This is a genomic window from Xanthomarina arctica, assembly GCF_014638915.1.
Taxonomy (GTDB): domain Bacteria; phylum Bacteroidota; class Bacteroidia; order Flavobacteriales; family Flavobacteriaceae; genus Xanthomarina; species Xanthomarina arctica.
This window is the reverse complement of the sequence record NZ_BMFQ01000001.1, coordinates 747,555-765,577: the sequence shown is the minus strand read 5'-3', so window position 1 is coordinate 765,577 and position 18,023 is coordinate 747,555. Positions and strand designations below refer to the sequence as shown.

Annotated in this window: 15 protein-coding genes; 8 read left to right on the top strand and 7 right to left on the bottom strand. The window is 34.2% G+C overall.

The features are described from left to right. Positions 1-13 precede the first annotated feature (13 nt). Positions 14-586, bottom strand: coding sequence for a phosphoribosylglycinamide formyltransferase (gene purN, locus IEV77_RS03350; RefSeq protein ID WP_188461822.1), 573 nt, complete (start codon positions 584-586; stop codon positions 14-16). A 285-nt stretch (positions 587-871) separates the two neighbouring features. Between purN and IEV77_RS03345 the strand changes: the two genes are divergently transcribed. The 5 genes from IEV77_RS03345 to pyk all read left to right on the top strand — a co-directional run bounded on the left by IEV77_RS03345 (position 872) and on the right by pyk (position 5,141). Then, the gene (locus tag IEV77_RS03345) at positions 872-1,105 is read left to right on the top strand and encodes an acyl carrier protein (RefSeq protein ID WP_007647141.1); all 234 of its coding nucleotides are present in this window, start codon (positions 872-874) and stop codon (positions 1,103-1,105) included. A gap of 13 nt (positions 1,106-1,118) precedes the next feature. Beyond that, positions 1,119-2,369 carry a beta-ketoacyl-ACP synthase II gene (gene fabF, locus IEV77_RS03340; protein ID WP_188461820.1) on the top strand — a complete coding sequence of 417 codons (1,251 nt, stop codon included), beginning with the start codon at positions 1,119-1,121 and terminating at the stop codon, positions 2,367-2,369. Between the two features lie 8 nt (positions 2,370-2,377). Continuing rightward, positions 2,378-3,118, top strand: a complete 741-nt coding sequence (rnc, locus tag IEV77_RS03335; protein ID WP_188461818.1) for a ribonuclease III — start codon at positions 2,378-2,380, stop codon at positions 3,116-3,118. 95 nt (positions 3,119-3,213) lie between these two features. Beyond that, positions 3,214-3,699 carry an IPExxxVDY family protein gene (locus IEV77_RS03330; protein WP_188461816.1) on the top strand — a complete coding sequence of 162 codons (486 nt, stop codon included), beginning with the start codon at positions 3,214-3,216 and terminating at the stop codon, positions 3,697-3,699. Further along, positions 3,699-5,141, top strand: coding sequence for a pyruvate kinase (gene pyk / locus IEV77_RS03325; protein WP_188461814.1), 1,443 nt, complete (start codon positions 3,699-3,701; stop codon positions 5,139-5,141). Before IEV77_RS03330 ends, pyk begins: the two co-directional genes overlap by 1 nt. Here the strand turns inward: pyk and dinB are convergent. Next, on the bottom strand, positions 5,138-6,247 hold the full coding sequence (gene dinB, locus IEV77_RS03320; protein ID WP_188462958.1) for a DNA polymerase IV: 1,110 nt from the start codon (positions 6,245-6,247) through the stop codon (positions 5,138-5,140). The genes pyk and dinB overlap by 4 nt on opposite strands. 41 nt (positions 6,248-6,288) lie before the next feature. Here dinB and IEV77_RS03315 point away from each other — a divergent pair, with 41 nt between their 5' ends. From IEV77_RS03315 to IEV77_RS03305, 3 genes are read left to right on the top strand one after another with little or no spacing between them, the layout of a single operon-like run. Then, the gene (locus IEV77_RS03315) at positions 6,289-6,951 is read left to right on the top strand and encodes an NAD(P)H-binding protein (RefSeq protein ID WP_188461813.1); all 663 of its coding nucleotides are present in this window, start codon (positions 6,289-6,291) and stop codon (positions 6,949-6,951) included. A gap of 29 nt (positions 6,952-6,980) precedes the next feature. Beyond that, on the top strand, positions 6,981-7,448 hold the full coding sequence (locus IEV77_RS03310; protein ID WP_188461812.1) for a CYTH domain-containing protein: 468 nt from the start codon (positions 6,981-6,983) through the stop codon (positions 7,446-7,448). A 1-nt stretch (position 7,449) separates the two neighbouring features. Continuing rightward, a complete protein-coding gene (locus tag IEV77_RS03305; protein ID WP_188461811.1) occupies positions 7,450-7,998 on the top strand; it encodes a YciI family protein in 549 nt (182 codons plus the stop codon). On the opposite strand, the gene IEV77_RS03300 is transcribed toward IEV77_RS03305, so the two are convergent. From IEV77_RS03300 to IEV77_RS03280, 5 genes are read right to left on the bottom strand one after another with little or no spacing between them, the layout of a single operon-like run. Continuing rightward, positions 7,999-8,910 (bottom strand): AEC family transporter, encoded by a 912-nt coding sequence (locus tag IEV77_RS03300; protein ID WP_188461809.1) that lies wholly within the window; start codon positions 8,908-8,910, stop codon positions 7,999-8,001. 58 nt (positions 8,911-8,968) lie between these two features. Continuing rightward, positions 8,969-11,320, bottom strand: a complete 2,352-nt coding sequence (gene pbpC / locus IEV77_RS03295) for a penicillin-binding protein 1C (protein WP_188461808.1) — start codon at positions 11,318-11,320, stop codon at positions 8,969-8,971. Positions 11,321-11,366: 46 nt separating this feature from the next. Next, complete coding sequence (locus IEV77_RS03290) at positions 11,367-11,681, bottom strand: antibiotic biosynthesis monooxygenase family protein (RefSeq protein WP_188461806.1); 315 nt, start codon at positions 11,679-11,681, stop codon at positions 11,367-11,369. Further along, positions 11,678-12,400, bottom strand: coding sequence for a YqjF family protein (locus tag IEV77_RS03285; RefSeq protein WP_188461805.1), 723 nt, complete (start codon positions 12,398-12,400; stop codon positions 11,678-11,680). Before IEV77_RS03285 ends, IEV77_RS03290 begins: the two co-directional genes overlap by 4 nt. A gap of 28 nt (positions 12,401-12,428) precedes the next feature. Further along, positions 12,429-18,002, bottom strand: a complete 5,574-nt coding sequence (locus IEV77_RS03280; protein WP_188461803.1) for an alpha-2-macroglobulin family protein — start codon at positions 18,000-18,002, stop codon at positions 12,429-12,431. Positions 18,003-18,023: the final 21 nt, after the last annotated feature.

Sequence of the window (18,023 nt, the reverse complement as noted above, 5' to 3'; positions counted from 1 at the left end):
TGGAAATTGGAATTTAGTTCTTGGAATTTAATAAGCCTTCCACCACTTCTGGAAAATGTTTCATTTCTAATTCATGGATTTTTGAAGCAACATCTTCTACTGAGTCAGTTGGCAAAACTTCACATGTAGCCTGAAAAATAATAGCACCTTCATCATAATGTTCATTCACAGAATGAATGGTTATACCAGTTTCTACTTCTTTATTAGCCACTATAGCCTCATGAACAAATTGCCCATACATTCCTTTACCTCCATATTTGGGTAATAAGGCTGGATGGATATTTATAACCTTATTTGGAAATTCGTTTAAAATAAAATCAGGAAACTTCCATAAAAATCCAGCTAATACAATTAAATCTGGATTGGAAGCTTTTAAAATGTGTAACACATCATTCGACTTAGAGAATGCGATTCTATTAAAAGACAAAGCGCTCACTTCTAGCTTTTTTGCTCTATCTAATACTTTGGCATGGGGATTGTTGGTTAACACCTGAATAACAGTCGCTATTTGGCTGTCTTTAAAATAAGAGATTAGGTTTTCAGCATTCGATCCACTTCCAGAAGCAAAAATTACAATACGTTTCATCTTGTTGCATTAATTAATCTACAATGGTTATCTTGTAGATCGGTGAAAAATAGAGTACAAATTTAAGGGAATGTTTGCTAAATATTTACGATACTTGTTTTATTTACAAATTATATAGCTCGGTTATTTTAATAAAAAAAGATTAAATATTAACAATTAGCAGGTAAAATTAAAATACTTCAAGCTTATTTACTAAATTACACACACATTTTTAAAGTAAAGGTGTGTTTTAAAAATAAAGTTTTTTATTTTTGCCAACTAATTAAAACTTAAAATTAAAAGATTATGTCAGACATTGCATCAAGAGTAAAAGCGATTATCGTAGACAAATTAGGTGTTGATGAAAACGAAGTTGTAACTGAAGCTAGCTTCACAAACGATTTAGGAGCAGATTCATTAGACACTGTAGAATTAATCATGGAATTCGAAAAAGAATTTGATATCCAAATTCCAGACGATCAAGCTGAAAATATCGCAACAGTTGGTCAAGCTATCTCTTATATAGAAGCAGCAAAATAATTCACAAAAACTTATGGAATTAAAGCGAGTTGTAGTTACTGGTTTAGGAGCACTTACGCCTATTGGCAATACCAAAGATGAATTCTGGGAAGCGCTAATAAGTGGCAAAAGTGGTGCCGCACCTATTACTTATTTTGATACTGAAAAGTTCAAGACCAAATTCGCTTGTGAATTAAAAAACTTTAATGCAACCGATTATCTTGATAGAAAGGAAGCACGTAAAATGGATCGATTTACGCAGTATGCTATGGTGGCTTCAGATGAAGCCATTGCAGACTCTAAATTAGATTTAGATACTATCAATAAATTAAGAGTCGGTGTTATTTGGGGTGCAGGAATTGGTGGATTGGAAACGTTTCAGGATGAAGTTTTAAACTTTGCCGCTGGAGACGGAACACCAAGATTTAATCCATTCTTTATCCCTAAAATGATTGCAGATATAGCGCCAGGAAACATTTCCATTAAACATGGATTTATGGGACCTAACTATACAACTGTATCTGCGTGTGCTTCATCAGCAAATGCCATGATCGATGCTCTAAACTATATACGTTTAGGGTATTGTGACGTGATTGTAACTGGTGGAAGTGAAGCAGCTGTGACTATTGCCGGAATGGGTGGATTTAATGCCATGCATGCTTTATCAACAAGAAATGAAAGCCCTAAAACAGCCTCAAGACCTTTTGACGCAACCAGAGATGGTTTTGTCTTAGGCGAAGGTGCTGGAGCCATTATTCTTGAAGAATATGAGTATGCTAAAGCAAGAGGAGCAAAAATTTATGCCGAAGTCCTTGGAGGAGGTATGTCATCTGATGCTTATCATATGACAGCGCCGCATCCAGAAGGAATAGGTGTTATTGCTGTAATGAGAAATTGTTTAGAAAATGCTGGTGTAAAACCTGAAGAGGTTGATCATATCAATACGCATGGTACTTCAACACCTCTAGGAGATGTTGCAGAGTTAAAAGCCATATCGGAAGTATTTGGTACCCACGCAAAAAATATTAATATCAACTCAACAAAATCCATGACTGGACATTTGTTAGGAGCTGCTGGAGCTATTGAATCAATTGCTGCCATTTTAGCTATGGAACATGGTATTGTTCCTCCAACAATAAATCACGAATTTGTTGACGAGAATATTGATCCTGAACTAAATTTAACTTTAAACAAAGCACAAAAACGCGACGTTAAAGTAGCTATGAGTAATACCTTTGGTTTTGGAGGACACAATGCTTGTGTATTATTCAAAAAAATAGATTAAATTAACGAATGAAAAACATTCGAAACATATTAAATTCCCGTTCTAAAAATGACGGGAATTTTTTTGTGTTTATTCACAAAATTCTTGGTTTCAAACCTAAATCTTTAAAAATTTATAAAACGGCATTTACACATCGTTCTATGAATATTAAAGATAATGAAGGTCATACCATCAACTATGAACGTTTAGAGTTTTTAGGAGATGCTATGTTGGGAGCTGTTATTGCATCTCATTTATATCTGGAAGTTCCAAGTGGTGATGAAGGCTATTTAACAAAAATGCGTTCCAAAATTGTAAGTCGTGAGCATTTAAATGAACTTGGAAAAGAATTAAATTTAATAAGCCTCGTTGAAAGCAAAATTCCAAAAGGACAATTTGGAGATAATATTCACGGAAATTTGTTTGAAGCCTTAGTAGGAGCTATATTTCTTGACAGAAGTTATAAGTATTGCGAAAAATTTATCTACAAGACAGTTATTATACCTTATGTAGATATTGAAACTCTTGAAGGAAAAGTTATAAGCTATAAAAGTCTACTTATTGAATGGTGTCAAAAAGAAAAGAAAACATTCGATTACAATGTTTATGAAGACACTGGTAACGACGATGTAAGGCATTTTTCGGTTAAACTTTCTATAGACAGCAAAGTCGTTTCTAAAGCTAGAGCTACTTCCAAAAAGAAAGCAGAAGAAAAAGCTTCTAAACGTGCTTATTTTGTGTTCCAAAAACAAATATCAAAAGTCTCTTAATTTCGTTTATATTAATATTTTTTTAATGTTAAGTTTAAACAAAACGTCACTTTATTGTTTGGGATAAATCTTATCTTTACATATCAATAGATTTTATGGCAATAAAAAAACTTAGCTTAGAAGATTTTTTTGATGATGCAGATTTTACTCTCATTGGAATTCATACATCTATAGAAGATTATAGACTTGCTTATTTATTGAATTCGAAATTAAATATCAATCTAAAACGAAAAACACCAGATTTAGATTTTAGCAACAATGCTAACTATTCCATTTACGAATGGGAAGACAGCAAACAACTTATTACTTGGAATTTGACATCTAACACATGTAAGGTTGAAACTACAAATACCACACTTGATAATAGCTTGTTTTCAAACACTGGTAAAATAATAGAAACCTATTATTTACTTCCAGAACTAAAAAAAATAAATTTTCTGTTAAAAATTAACGACGAAGATTTTAGCACAAGTGAAACTCAAAATATAATAAACAAGATTCAACAAATTGCTTCTGTAATTACGGCTTATCAAATTGAAGTCGAGCAACTTAAATCAAAAAATAATCTAATATTCAATTAATGTTAAAAAGAAAAAAAACCAAAATTGTAGCCACTTTAGGCCCAGCAACTAGCACTAAAGAAGTTTTAAAAGGCATGTTAGATGAAGGTGTTGACGTGTTTAGAATAAACTTTTCTCATGCTAATTATGACGACGTAAAAGAACGTATCATAATGATACGTGAATTAAACGAAGAATTTGAATACAATGCAGCGATTCTTGCCGATTTACAAGGCCCAAAATTACGTGTTGGGACCATGAAAGGCGAAGTTTTTGTCAATGAAGGAGATGAAATTGTTTTTGCAACTGGAGAACGTTTTGAAGGCACAAAAGAACGTGTTTACATGACTTACGACAGATTCCCACAAGATGCAAAGCCAGGTGAAAGAATTCTATTGGATGATGGGAAATTAATCTTTGAAGTTGTGTCTTCAGATAAAAAAAGTGAAGTTGTAGCTCGTGTCATTCAAGGTGGTCCTTTGCGCTCTAAAAAAGGAGTCAATTTACCAAATACGAATATTTCACAACCTGCACTTACAGAAAAAGATATAGAAGATGCCATTTTTGCAATAGAACAAAAGGTAGATTGGTTTGCGCTTTCTTTTGTTAGACATGCTGAAGATTTAATGCTTTTGTCCGATTTAATAAGTAAACATAGCGATCATAAAATTCCAATTATAGCTAAAATTGAAAAACCAGAAGCTGTTGAAAATATAGATTCCATTGTAGCTCATTGCGATGGTTTAATGGTAGCTCGTGGTGATTTAGGTGTTGAAATTCCAGCCGAAGAAGTTCCTTTAATTCAAAAGAAACTTGTTTTAAGAGCCAAACAAGCTAGAATTCCAGTAATTATAGCCACTCAAATGATGGAAACCATGATTTCCAGCTTAACCCCAACTCGAGCAGAAGTTAATGATGTTGCCAACTCCGTTATGGATGGCGCAGATGCCGTGATGCTTTCTGGTGAAACCTCAGTTGGTAGTTATCCTGTACAAGTTATAAGACAAATGTCGAATATTATTAAAAGTGTTGAAGATTCGTCATTAATTAAGGTACCACAAATACCACCACATATTCGTACTAAAAGATACATTACAAAATCTATTTGTTATCACGCCGCTAATATGGCAAACGAAATTGATGCAAAAGCTATTTCTACTTTAACAAATAGTGGTTATACGGCTTTTCAAATTTCTGCGTGGAGACCAAGTGCTCACATTTTAGTGTTTACTTCAAACAAACGTATTTTAACACAGCTTAATTTACTTTGGGGAGTTAAAGCATTCTTTTACGATAAGTTTGTTAGTACAGACGAAACCATTGAAGATGTAAATAAAATAGCTTGTCAGAAAGGTTATCTAGAAACCGGAGACATGTTAATTAGTTTGGCTGCTATGCCAATACAGGCAAAAGGGATGGTAAACACTTTGAGAGTAACGGAAATTTCAAGTTGTAATTTTTAAAACTCAAACTGCAACTGTACAGTAACCGTTTTAGTTTCGGGTTTGCTTGGTTTTTTGATTTTAGATTCATTATTTAAATTAGACATCGAAATACCAAGCAATCTCACGGAATTACTCAATTTCTCCTGATATAACAAATCTTTAGCGACTTCCAAAATCAGATCTTTATCACCTATATAATAAGGTAAAGTTTTACTTCTAGTTTGTAAGCTAAAATCACTATACTTAATTTTTAAGGTCACTGTTTTACCTGAAACCTTACTTTTAGCTAAACGTTTTTCAACTTCTTGAGCAATATGATCTAATTTTTCAAGCATAAATATTTCACTCGATAAATTTTCATGAAAAGTTCGTTCGGCAGCTAAAGATTTTCTAGTTCTGTGTGGTTTCACTTCTGAATTATGAATGCCTCTAACAATGTAATAATAGAAACGCCCAGACTTTCCAAAATTAGAATCTAAATATTCTAAGGTTTTAGATTTTAAATCTTTTCCAGTAAAAATACCTAATTGGTACATTTTATCAGCAGTTACTTTTCCAACGCCATAAAATTTTCTAATATCCAAAGCTTCTAAAAATCCAACAACTTCCTCAGGATTAACTGTTTTTTGTCCATTAGGTTTGTTGTAATCACTAGCTACTTTAGCCACAAACTTATTAATAGAAATTCCCGCAGAAGCTGTCAACCCAACTTCCTTAAAAATACGTTCTCTAATTTCTTTGGCCAACAAACTCGCACTTGGATTTCCTTTTTTATTTTCGGTAACATCCAAATACGCTTCATCAAGAGACAATGGTTCTACTAAATCTGTATAGTCGTAAAATATCTTTTTTACTTGTTTTGAAATCTCCTGATATCTATCAAACCGAGGTTTTACAAAAATAAGTTCTGGACAATTTCGTCTGGCTTGCGCGCCACTAATAGCACTTCTAACACCAAATTTTCTAGCTTCATAACTAGCAGCCGCAACCACTCCACGCGCTCCTTCCCCTCCAACTGCAATGGGTTTACCTATTAGTTCTGGATTATCCATTTGTTCAACAGACGCGTAAAAAGCGTCCATATCTACATGAATAATTTTTCGAATTGGTAAATTGTCTAGCATCATGTAAATTTATAATATCTTTATCAAAATTATAGGTCGAAATGGGGAAAACAGCAATCATTTTAGGAGCAACAGGTTTAACTGGGGGTTTAGTGTTAGAACAACTAGTTTTAGATACTAGGTATAGCAAAATAATTCTATTTTCAAGGTCGTCATGCAACATAAAACATGATAAAATTGAGGAACACCTAGTTGATTTAATGGATTTATCTTCATATAAAAATCTATTTATTGGAGATGAGGTTTTCTGCTGTATTGGAACCACAAAGGCTAAAACACCTGACGAAGAAAAATACCTACAAATAGATTATGGAATTCCTGTTGCGGCAGCCCAACTATGTAGGCAAAACAACATAAATACGTTGGTGGTTATTTCTGCCTTAGGCGCAGACAAACAAAGTAAGGTATTTTACAACCGTACCAAAGGCAGAATGGAAGAGGCTGTATTATTGGAAAAAATTCCAAATACCTATTTGTTGCAACCCTCATTAATTAGTGGAGACAGAAATGAAAAAAGGCTTGGTGAATCTGTTGCAAACGTGTTTATGAAACTTATTAATCCACTTATGATTGGTTCACTGTCAAAGTATAAATCTATTCATCCTATTACCATTGCAAAGTGCATGGTTATTTTAGCTAATAGTTTTCATCCTTCTGGAAGAATTCTTTCAGATGAAATTAAAATATTAGCAACTAATAAATAAATTGACATCCACTTTCGTGGGAAATAATTATGATTGAAATAGAACGTAAGTTTTTAGTCAAAAGTCATGCTTTTAAGGATGAAGCATTTAAGCAAATAAAAATAATTCAAGGCTTTTTAAATTCGAATAAAGAGAGAACCGTTCGTATTAGATTAACTGATAGTCTTGGCTTTTTAACTGTAAAAGGATTGTCGGATGATGCAGGTTTATCCAGATTTGAATGGGAAAAAGAAATTAGCAAAACAGATACTGAAGCACTTTTGAAATTATGTGAAAAGGGCATGATTGAAAAAACAAGATATTTAATCAAATCTGGAAATCACACCTTTGAAGTTGACGAATTTTATGGTGATAATGAAGGTTTAGTTGTTGCCGAAATTGAATTAAACCATCCAACAGAACTATTTTCTAAACCTACTTGGTTGGGTGAGGAAGTGACAGGAAATATTAAATATTACAACTCGCAATTAAGCAATCATCCATATAAAACTTGGTAACATGAAAAATTTTATAGGCATTCTTTTTTGTTTCATGGCCTTTACAGCTTGTAAACAAGATATTAAGGAATCACCAACTGAAAGTTTCGAAAAAGATACAGACAGCATCATTGAGGAACTTAATATTGAAGAGGTCCAAATTGAAATAGAACCTTCAGAAAAAACAATTAAGGAACTAAAAGAAGAATTAACAGCAAAAGGTTTTCAAACCTTCGATTATGTAGATGCCAAAACCCAGGACACCATACTAATGCAACAATATTTTATGGCATTTCTTAAAAGCGGTCCTATTCGTACTCAAAACGAAGAAGAAGCGGCTTTGCTTCAAGAAGCACATTTAGCACATTTGGGCCGGATGCACGAAGAAGGTTATGCCGATTTAATTGGGCCTTTTGGAGACGATGGTTCTATTCGTGGGGTTGCAGTTTATACCGTGCCGACTCTTAAAATGGCAGATAGTTTAGCTAATTTAGACCCTATGGTTCAAGCTGGTAGACTGGTTATAGAAATACACCCGTGGTGGACTAAAAAAGGTGGTTCTTTAAGGTAATTAAACCAAGGTTAAAATCCAATACCAAAACGCCAGAGTAACAAACGAAAGTGGTATTCCAATACTTACTATCATATTGCTTAATTTAGGTTTTAGCCCGTAAGCATTACAAACTATAGCTGCTGTAATCATAGGTGCCATACCAGCCTCCATCACACAGACATCAATGGCTGTACCAGATTGTCCTAAAACTGTTTTATAAAATAGTAAGATTACTAAGGGCCAAATAATAAGTTGTTGGGTTAAAACAAGAACCACAAAGCCCCAATGTTTACTTCTTTTTTCAATACTTAATTGAAAGCCAACCGAAACAAGGGCTAGCGGTGTAACTGTAGCTGCTAAATTTTCAAAAACACCATCTAGTGTTTCAGGCATTTCAATTTTAAAAAGGATGCACATAAAACCAACACAAAAGGCTAAAAAGGGAGGGAATCCAAGAATTCGTTTTCCTATTTGATTAAAATTTGCTTCTCCTCTAGAATAAGTTGCTGCCACTAAAATCCCAACAGTTGAAAGCGCGATAAAAGTACCTGGTAAATCTACTAAAACCAAGGTTTCTAAACCTTCCTTATCATATAAGGCTTCTATAACAGGAATTCCAACAAAGGATGTGTTTCCTAAGCCACCCATTAAAATAGTACAACCAATTAAACTTTTAGACCAACCAAGCCATTTTCCTAAAGATGAAAAAACAATAAAGGATAGTAAAAACCCAATCCAAGCCACACCGATAGGAAATAGTAATTTTTCAGAAAGCTCGACCTTTGGCAAATAATATAATGCCATTGCCGGCAGGGAAATATAAATGACAAATTTATTAAGAACTAACGCCGTATCTTTTGGGAATGTTTTGCTTTTTTTAAAAAGAAACCCGAGAATTAAACAAAGAAAAAGTAGGAGAATGTTATCCATAATATAATAACGTTAAAGATAATCTTTAGGTTAAGAAGACAAAAATTTGTTACAGATTTTAATTTGAAATTTCAATGTGGCGTTTTACTTCATTCCCATAGGTATCTACAACAGTGATTACGTGGCTACCATATTTGGGTAAAACGGCAAATTCATGAATGTCTTTAGTACTTCCTAAAAAAGTGTCATCTAAATACCAAAAAACAGTTGTATCTGGTTTGGAATGGGCAATTTTTAGAATTAATTCACTGGTTTTACCATCAAAATCTTTAGGTAAAAAAACGGTATTGTTATCATTTGGATAAATAAATTGCATAGAAATAAGCTCATCGCTCAAACAATCTGCTCTAAATGGAGGTAAAGGTTTATAAAACGGATTTTTGGTTTTGTAATAAAAAGCCATTAATGGAGGTAATACAAACCAGGATTTATTCGATATATTAGCTATAGTTTCACAGGAAGAATTTACCTGATATTGTTCTGTAGCATCCAAATGCACCAACACATGATACGGACAAGGTTTCGTTTTTAATCCCGAGATCTGAACAAATTTTTGCTCAACCACGTCGCAATTTGGTGATGCTCGATGCCCACTTAATTTGCAAATACTTATTTCTTGCATTTCATCAAAGGGTTTCGAAAACCAATCGCTATTGGGTAACAAATCAAATACATCAAATAAAATAGGAGCCGCTGTTTGAACGCCAACCAATCCAGGTCTACCTTCCCCATCGGCATTTCCTACCCAAACCCCAACTACATAATCTTTGGTGGTTCCAATAGCCCAAGCATCACGAAACCCAAAACTAGTGCCTGTTTTCCATGCTATTTGTTTTGAACCATCGTAAAATTCCCAGTTTTCATCACCTTCTGGACGGTTGACTTCCTTTAAACTCTCGTAGGTTAAGTATATGGAAGCGGCATCATATAATGTTTTACCAGGTGTTTTTTTTCCGAAGTCGATAGATTCCGAATTGATAAAAATAGGTTCGCAATATTCTTTGCTGAAATATTCGCTAGACGTTTCAGAAAAATGATTTAAGGTGGAAGAAAACGATGCATAGCTTTTACATAAATCCCATAAATTACTTTCGGCACCACCCAAAATAAGTGATAAGCCATAATAATTGGCATTTTGTGAGATATCTTTTAGTTTTAATTTTTTTAAATACTGATAAAACCTATCCAAACCAAACTCCTGAAGCATTCTAACCGATGGAACATTTAAGGATCGAGATAAAGCCTGACTAGCAGGAACTGCACCATCATAGCTTTTATTATAATTTTCAGGATTGTAGCTTCCAAATTGTGTTGGAACATCGGCTACCAACGTATTGGGTAGCATATCTCCTGCATCCAACATTGCGGCATACAAAAACGGCTTTAAAATGCTTCCTGTGCTTCTAGGTTTATCAATAATATCGACGTCTTTTTGATGAAATTTATCGGTTGGTGTATTACCGATATAAGCCAAAACTTCACGTGTATTTACGTCCAGAATTAACACTGCCGCATTATGAATATCGTTTTGCTTTAACTGGTTATAATGTGTTTTTATAATTTGATTGGCACGTTCTTGTAAATTATAATCGACCGTTGTTAGAACCCGTTTTCCTAAATGCGTCTGGGCGACTTTTTGTAGTAAATGTGGAGCTACCTGTGGTAAACCGTAAGGTTTTAGAGGTAAACTTTCAGCAACAGAAAGTTGAAAAGTTAACGAATCTATAATTTCCTTATCTAATAATTTTTGAAGTAGGCGATTGCGTTTTTTAAGCAACTGCTCTTGATTTTTACCAGGATAAATTAGGCTGGGAGCATTCGGCAGTACTGCTAACGTAGCACTTTCTGCCCATGATAATTGGGTTGCATCTCGATTAAAATACCGCCAAGAAGCGGCGTCTAGCCCAACAACATTACCACCAAAAGGCGCATGACTGCTGTAATAAGCTAGAATTTGATCTTTACTCTCCCGAAACTCTAAACGTGTGGCTAAAATAATTTCAATAACTTTTTCAAAATAAGTTCTATTTTGACCTTTCCGTGATAAACGAATGACTTGTTGGGTGAGTGTGCTCCCACCACGTTTAATTCCATCAGATTTTAAGTTCTCGGTAAAGGCTTTAAAAATAGAAACTGGATTAAACCCTGGATGTTTATAAAAATACGCATCTTCAAACTGAATGATGCAGGTTTTAAATTTTTCGGGAACGGTATCATTTTGAGGAAATCGCCATTGGCCATCCGTTGCTATCTGTGCCCCTAAAAGTCGGTTGTTTTTACTAGTTATAACTGTTGCTGTAGGATCCGTAAATAGCTGTTTTGGTAAACAGAAATAATAAACAATAAGCAAAAGGAGCACTATTGCCGATTTGATTTTATGGTTTTTTATGTAGGTCGTGATTTTTTTCATGTCAAATTCCTTCGTAGGCAGGAATCTTTTTATTTAATAAGATTAGCTACTTTCGCAGGAATTGGTATTCACGTTCCACTTTACAAATTCGAACATGATACCAACTGTACCAATTCTCGCGACCTTTTTGTTGGGCAAAAAAATGCTCACTTTCTTGTTTCCAATTTTTAATAACTTCCAGACTATCCCAATAACTAACGGTTATTCCTAAACTCTCTCGAGCAGATTCTAATCCAATAAATCCTGGTTGCCGTTTAGCCAATGCTTCCATTTTAATTGCCATTTCACTATAACCTTCAATATGTTCAGTTTGAGTTGAAGTAAAAATTACAGCATAATAGGGTTTGAAAATATTATTCATTGTTTATGCTTCTTTTTATCCCAAGTTAAAACTTGAACCCCTTTAGAATAGTGAATTTTATCAGGCTTATTGTTTATTAAATGATTGAATTTAGGATAATCCAACTCCAGTTTTTTAAGAGTTATAGATTGCATTGGCCATTCTACATGGTGAACATCGTATTCTATGATGTTTGCTTTATAGTCTTGAGAAACAGCGTAACGTTCGGTCAGCCAAATATCAGTATCATCTTTAATAACCGGTTTATTTCCTACTCTATATTCTATATAAAATGAATCCAAATTTCTTTTGCTTTTCGATTCATAACTATACTCTGTTCGTTTCATTTTAGAATATTGATATGGAAATTTTGACAAGGTTTTAAGCACTTTGCATGACGAACGTTTACTGCCTTCCATACTTAAAAAGTAAACACTTGGTTTCTCATTAAAAATGGTATAAACCCTAATATTTATCTCATGAAAATCTGAAATGTGCGGTAGTTTTGGTAATCTTTTCATACCAATATGATTCATATTAAAAGCCACCAAACTAATCCAAGTTTTCCCATCGATAGTATCTAATTGGATACCATTTGGAAGTAAAGGCCATATGTCTTCCGCCTCAACTTCCCAATGCAAAAAAATAGCTTCATTCCATTCTTGATAAAATTTCCAAGAACGAGAAGGAACTTCAAAAGTTCTATGTCTAGTTTGATTTAATATGCTTTTTGCTTTCATAATATTTCCTGCCTTCGGAGGAATTGGGTTATTTCTCAATAGTAATCCATTTCCCTTTACTTCGTACTAGATAATCATTATCATACATGGCTTCTGCTTGAATGCCTGGCAAATAATAGGTTCCTAAAAAGGATGCGTTGAGCATGATATTAAATGTTTTGCTTCCTTGTGTTCCTTTTTTAGGTAAATCGAAATAGTAATTTACCTCATTATCGCGAATATCTGTGTAACGTGTTTGACTAGTTGTTATGTCTCCAAAATCTGTGAAACGCGTGTTGACAATCTCCCAACCTGAAGGGAATAACTGCGTTAATGCCACATCATTTATAGCTTCATTTTTAAGATTACTAACGCTTATAGTTGCTACAAAATCTTGCCCTTGTTTCAAATTTGTAATGCTAATATTGTTGCCATTCAAATCTTTGTAAACCACAGAAACACTTAAACCACGTTGTTCTACGAGTTCTTGCCCTACTGGTAATTTTCCTGAATTAAGCACTCGAACATAAACTAAATTTGCATTTTTATTATTAATGGTTAGTTGGTTGCTCCCTTCTTTTATTGGTAAATTTCGTTGTGCAATGGCTTTTTTAGAACTGATGCTTTCCGATTTCCCATTAATGGTGTATTCTAAATTTAAATCTTTTCCGCCATTAACTTCCACCATTTTTGCCATAGCTAATAATGAATAAGCCGTAGTTTGAGTACTCATCCAACGATTACTTGATAAGTCTTTTGCCAGGTATTCTGCCACTTCGCGTTGCTGTGGATTTTTAGTAAGCACCATTGTTTCTAATGCCATGGCACGATTTCTATCTACAGAACCATAAGTATAATAGTTATATTCTGGAGATTGGAAATTAATATCTGCCGTTTTCGATATAGCCACACTAGCCTCACTTTGTCCAGCTAAAGCATAAGCTGCCGCCAAACGCCATTTAGCTTCATTTGAAATCTCACTGAATTCACGCAAACGGTTCATAGACGCTAAATCAGGACTTCCAGCCAAAGCCAAAGTGTAAAGTCTATATGCCTGAGCTAAATCTGAATTATACGTTTGGTAACTTGGACGCCAATTAAGGGATGATTGTTTTTGGTAGGCTAACCAATTACTTTTAAAAGTTAGAGGTAATACATACCCTTTCTTTTCAGCTTCCAACATAAAATGTCCTGCGTAACTTGTTGACCAATCGTTTGCCGAATTTTCACCCATCCAATAGCTCATGCCTCCATTTGGCATTTGAAATTGAGCCAAACGTTTGATTCCACTTTCAATATTTTTTTGAATATCTTGTTTTTTATCAACGGTTAAATCGAAAATATCATTTAAATATAACTGAGGAAACACCCCAGAAGTAGTTTGTTCCAAACAGCCATGAGGATATTGGATTAAGAATTGCAAACGACGTGTAAAATCCATTGGAGGTAAGGTTGAAAATTCCACAGTTGCCGAATTTGTTCCTACTTCTCCAAAGGTTGAAAAAGCGAGAGCTTGTTGCCCATTTGATTCAACCGTTTTATCCATTGATTTTGATGAAATCGGATTAGGATTCACCACATCAATCTCCACTTTATAAGTCGATTTTTCACCATTTCCACTGGCAATTACTTCAATGGTATTAAAACCTTTTGCTTGACTAACATCCAGTTCAAAATAACTCATTTTTTCGTCTGGCTTCGGAAAACTTAAGGTTTTTGTTTTCTCTCCAACTACTGAAATTCCGTTACTTAATTTTAAACTGATTTCAACATTTTTCACTTTGTCTTCCATAGCAAAAACAGTTACTGGTAAGGTTACTTTTTCACCTGGACTTAATTTTCGTGGAAGTGATGCTAAAACCATTAAAGGTTGTTTTACCTCAACCGATTTATCGACACTGCCATAAGCTTCATTTTTGGCATTTCCAGCAACCACCATGGTACGAACAGCACCAATATAATTTGGTAATTTTAAGGTATGTGTTTGGGTTTCGCCAGCTTTCATTTCGAAAGGGCCTAAATAAGTAACAACAGGTTTAAAGCGGTTGGCTTTTTTATTTTTTCCAGCCTCAGCACTACCATCACCCCCAATGGCAAAAACTTGATCGATGCTACCTGAATAAGCCCCAATAACATCATCAAAAACATCCCAAGTTTTTACACCTAAAGCTTCACGTGCATAGAATTCATCCCAAGCATTTGGCGTTTTAAAACGGGTTAAATCTAGCAACCCTTCTTCCACCATAGCAATGGTATACGTCATCGCTTTTTTATTTTTTTCTGAAACCGTAATCTGAAATTCCTGTTTTGGACGCAAAACATCAGGCATATTTAGTTGTGGCTCAAGGATGGTCTTTGGATCTTCGACCATAATGGGAATAACTCCAAAAAGACGAATCGGTAAATCGTTTGCAGTAATGGCATGAGGTTGCAAAAGTGAAATATTAATAAATACATTTGGAGCCATTTCTGGCGTTATTGGAATATTAACAAGAGTTTCGCCCTGTTGGGTTTTCACCCATTTAGTTTCTAAGACTTCTGTTCCATTTTCAACACTTACCAACGCGCGTCCTTCACTGCCTGAATTAAAGGTAATTGTTGCTGTTTCGCCTACATTATAAGTTTCTTTGTCTGCAGAGAAAACCAACATTTTTGCCGCTTCCTTATCACTTGAAGGCGCTTTTTCCCACCAGTTTTTATAAAAATAAGCTGTTTGTCCTGTGGCGTGACCACTTTCTGGATCGAACACACGAATTAAATAACGCCCACGTTCATCGTCTGGAATCTTTAAATTGAAACTTCCTTTCCCTTGTGCATTGGTATTCACTTTCGTATCAAAGTAGGGTCTGTGATAATTACTAGAAACATAACTTGATAAATTATCATATGAAGAATTCCACCACCAACGCCATTCAATTTTATAAATTTTCACTTCCAGATTATTGCGCTGGATTGGGCTACCATCTTTATCGACCACAACCACATCGAAGGTTTGATTTTCATCTGTAAAAAAGGAGCCATAAGCATTTCCTTCTGGTGCACGCAAACCAACAAACGATTGGTAAGGCGCATATGGTTTAGTAAAAGCATCCATGGAAAAGTCGCCGCCATTTTCAAAAGCACGAACTAAAAACTGGACATTTAACATTCCTGGGGCATTTTTACCAATTTCCAATTTGTCATTAATAGTCCCTATTCCTTCGGAGTTAACAGAACCTTCAAAAACAGTTATTTCTTCGGTATTAAACTCGCGAGTAGGGTCTGAAAACACATAATTTTTATAGTTTTTAAATCCCGTATTTGAGCTACTTATTTTTGCTTTAATTTCCGCTTTTAAATTTTTCCCTGGTGCGCCATGAAGCCATTTTACATCCAAAGTTCCTTCTAAAGGTTCGTTATCGCTTAGGATGTCAGAGTCAAAATCAACTTTAATTTTTAATCGGTTCGGTTTTATAGTTTCAATTTTTAAGTTTTTATGAAACGTAGCACCACCAACCGATACTTTTGCACTATAATTACCTGTTTTATCTTCGCTATTTGTTGGTACAATGAATTTGTAGAAATTATTAAGTTGATCTGTTGTAATATTTTTATAGGTTAGTTTCCCATTAGGATCTGTAATTTCTAATTTTACAGGATGGTCTTTTGGGAGTTCGTTAGCTTTATCATTCAGCATAAATGTTAAGAATAATGTGTCTCCAGGACGCCAAACACCACGTTCTCCATATAAATAACCTTTAAGACCGCGTTGAAGTTTTTTTCCAGAAACATCGAACTTACTTAAGGATAAGGAATTACCATCATTCAACTTAACATACGTTGTATTACTACCTTTTCTAACAATAGCAAAAGCGGCATGTTGGTCGCTATCAATCGTGATTAGACCTTCAGAATCTGTGAAAAGAGTCGAGATTTCTTGTTGCTGAAAATTATATAATGTCACCGAAGCATTTGCTTCAGGATTGGTATCTAGAATATTTGTAACTGCAAAATAATAGGAATTATTCTCCCCACGTTTGGCAATGACACCTAAATTTGAGGTCAATAAATTTTGAGAGGTGATTCTATCTTCGTTATAATAAGCTACATGACAAGGGTTTTCACGTTCTCTCCAATTATAAGGGTAATCTTTGTAGCTATAAGTTAAATTATCCCAATAGGCTTCTTCCCTTAAATCGTCGTCTTCAGAGTAAGAATCTTCAGAATTGCCTCTACCATAATATTCTTCTTCATAATAGTAATCCTCATATTCATCTTCACTACTTGAAACGCTTGAGTTTGCAGTACAATCATACAAAGAATAGTCTTTATTAAAACTCAATTCTACACGATAAATAGCACCTGCATCTGCCTGAAAGAATTTTGAAAGATCAATACTATAGGCTCGCCATTTACCTGTGTTTTCTGCTTCAGTTTGCAATTGAATGGTTTGCTTTGCTATTCGACGCCCAACTTGTCTTACGGCATATTGATTATCGCTATTTAAATTGTTTTCTTGTAAAAATTGAATGATATTATCTTCGTAAATTTTAATAATACGTACATCGACCGCTTTTAAATTAACGGCTTCAAAATTAAATTTGAGTTCTTTAGAATTTGGAAGAATGGTTCCATTATTAATTAAACGTACTTGTGGTTTCAAGTTTTCGAAGGTTATTTTTTCTGAAAATGGTTTTTTTAATTTAAACCCATCTGTATTCGAAATCCCTTGAAAAACATCCAATTGAATATCTCCAACTAATTTACTTTCTGGATAGACTTTTAAAATATTTCCATTAACAATAAACTTGGTGCTTTTACCATTCTCAATGGTTACTAAGCCATCAAAGTTTTGTTGTTTCTTTAAGGGGTCTGAAAAATTAATTGATACATATTGTTCTGGCATCTGAATCACTTCTACTTTTGTAATAGTGAAATTATTGATACCTGGAATGGTCAGTTTATTTTCACCTTTATTATCGGCATTTATCGCTTTGCCTTGCCATTTTACAAGAATTGCAGAATCTTCAATTTCACGATGAATGCTGTCTATTTTAAATTCGAAAACTTTCGCTTTTTCATTGTACTCATTAAAAACAATATTTAGTTGTTTTTTATTTTGTGAAGCTTCCACCAACTGCTTGGCTTGGCTTAACGAAATAACATCTGAGGTGCGCAAAACAGCTTCAACATATTGCCATTCTTTACTATAGGATTGTAAGGAATTGGTAGAAATCGTAAAATTAGGTGTTATGGTTTTAAATTGAAACGTATAGTTTTCAAAACCACTAGGAATGTCTTTGTAAATTTTATCCAGCTTGACCGTTACCGTATATTCCATAGAGGCATCAAGAGGTTCATCTGGTGTAAAAAGTAAGGTGTGTTTATTAACTACAACTAGTTTTCCTGAAACATGTGGTGAGATTGAAACGATATCGTCCGTTAATTCCTGACCCATTTCCCAAGTTTCAACATCTTTTGCTAAATTAATTTGAATAGGATCTGCTACAGAATTCAAACCAGAAGTTGTATAGCTAATATATTCTCGAAATTTAAAAATATTGTCCGATTCTGTTTCTTTCTTTTTACACGAAAAGCTAACAGTTAAGATGACAAGTAGGGTTATGATTTTTTTAAAAGACATGTATAGGTGATTTTTCAATGA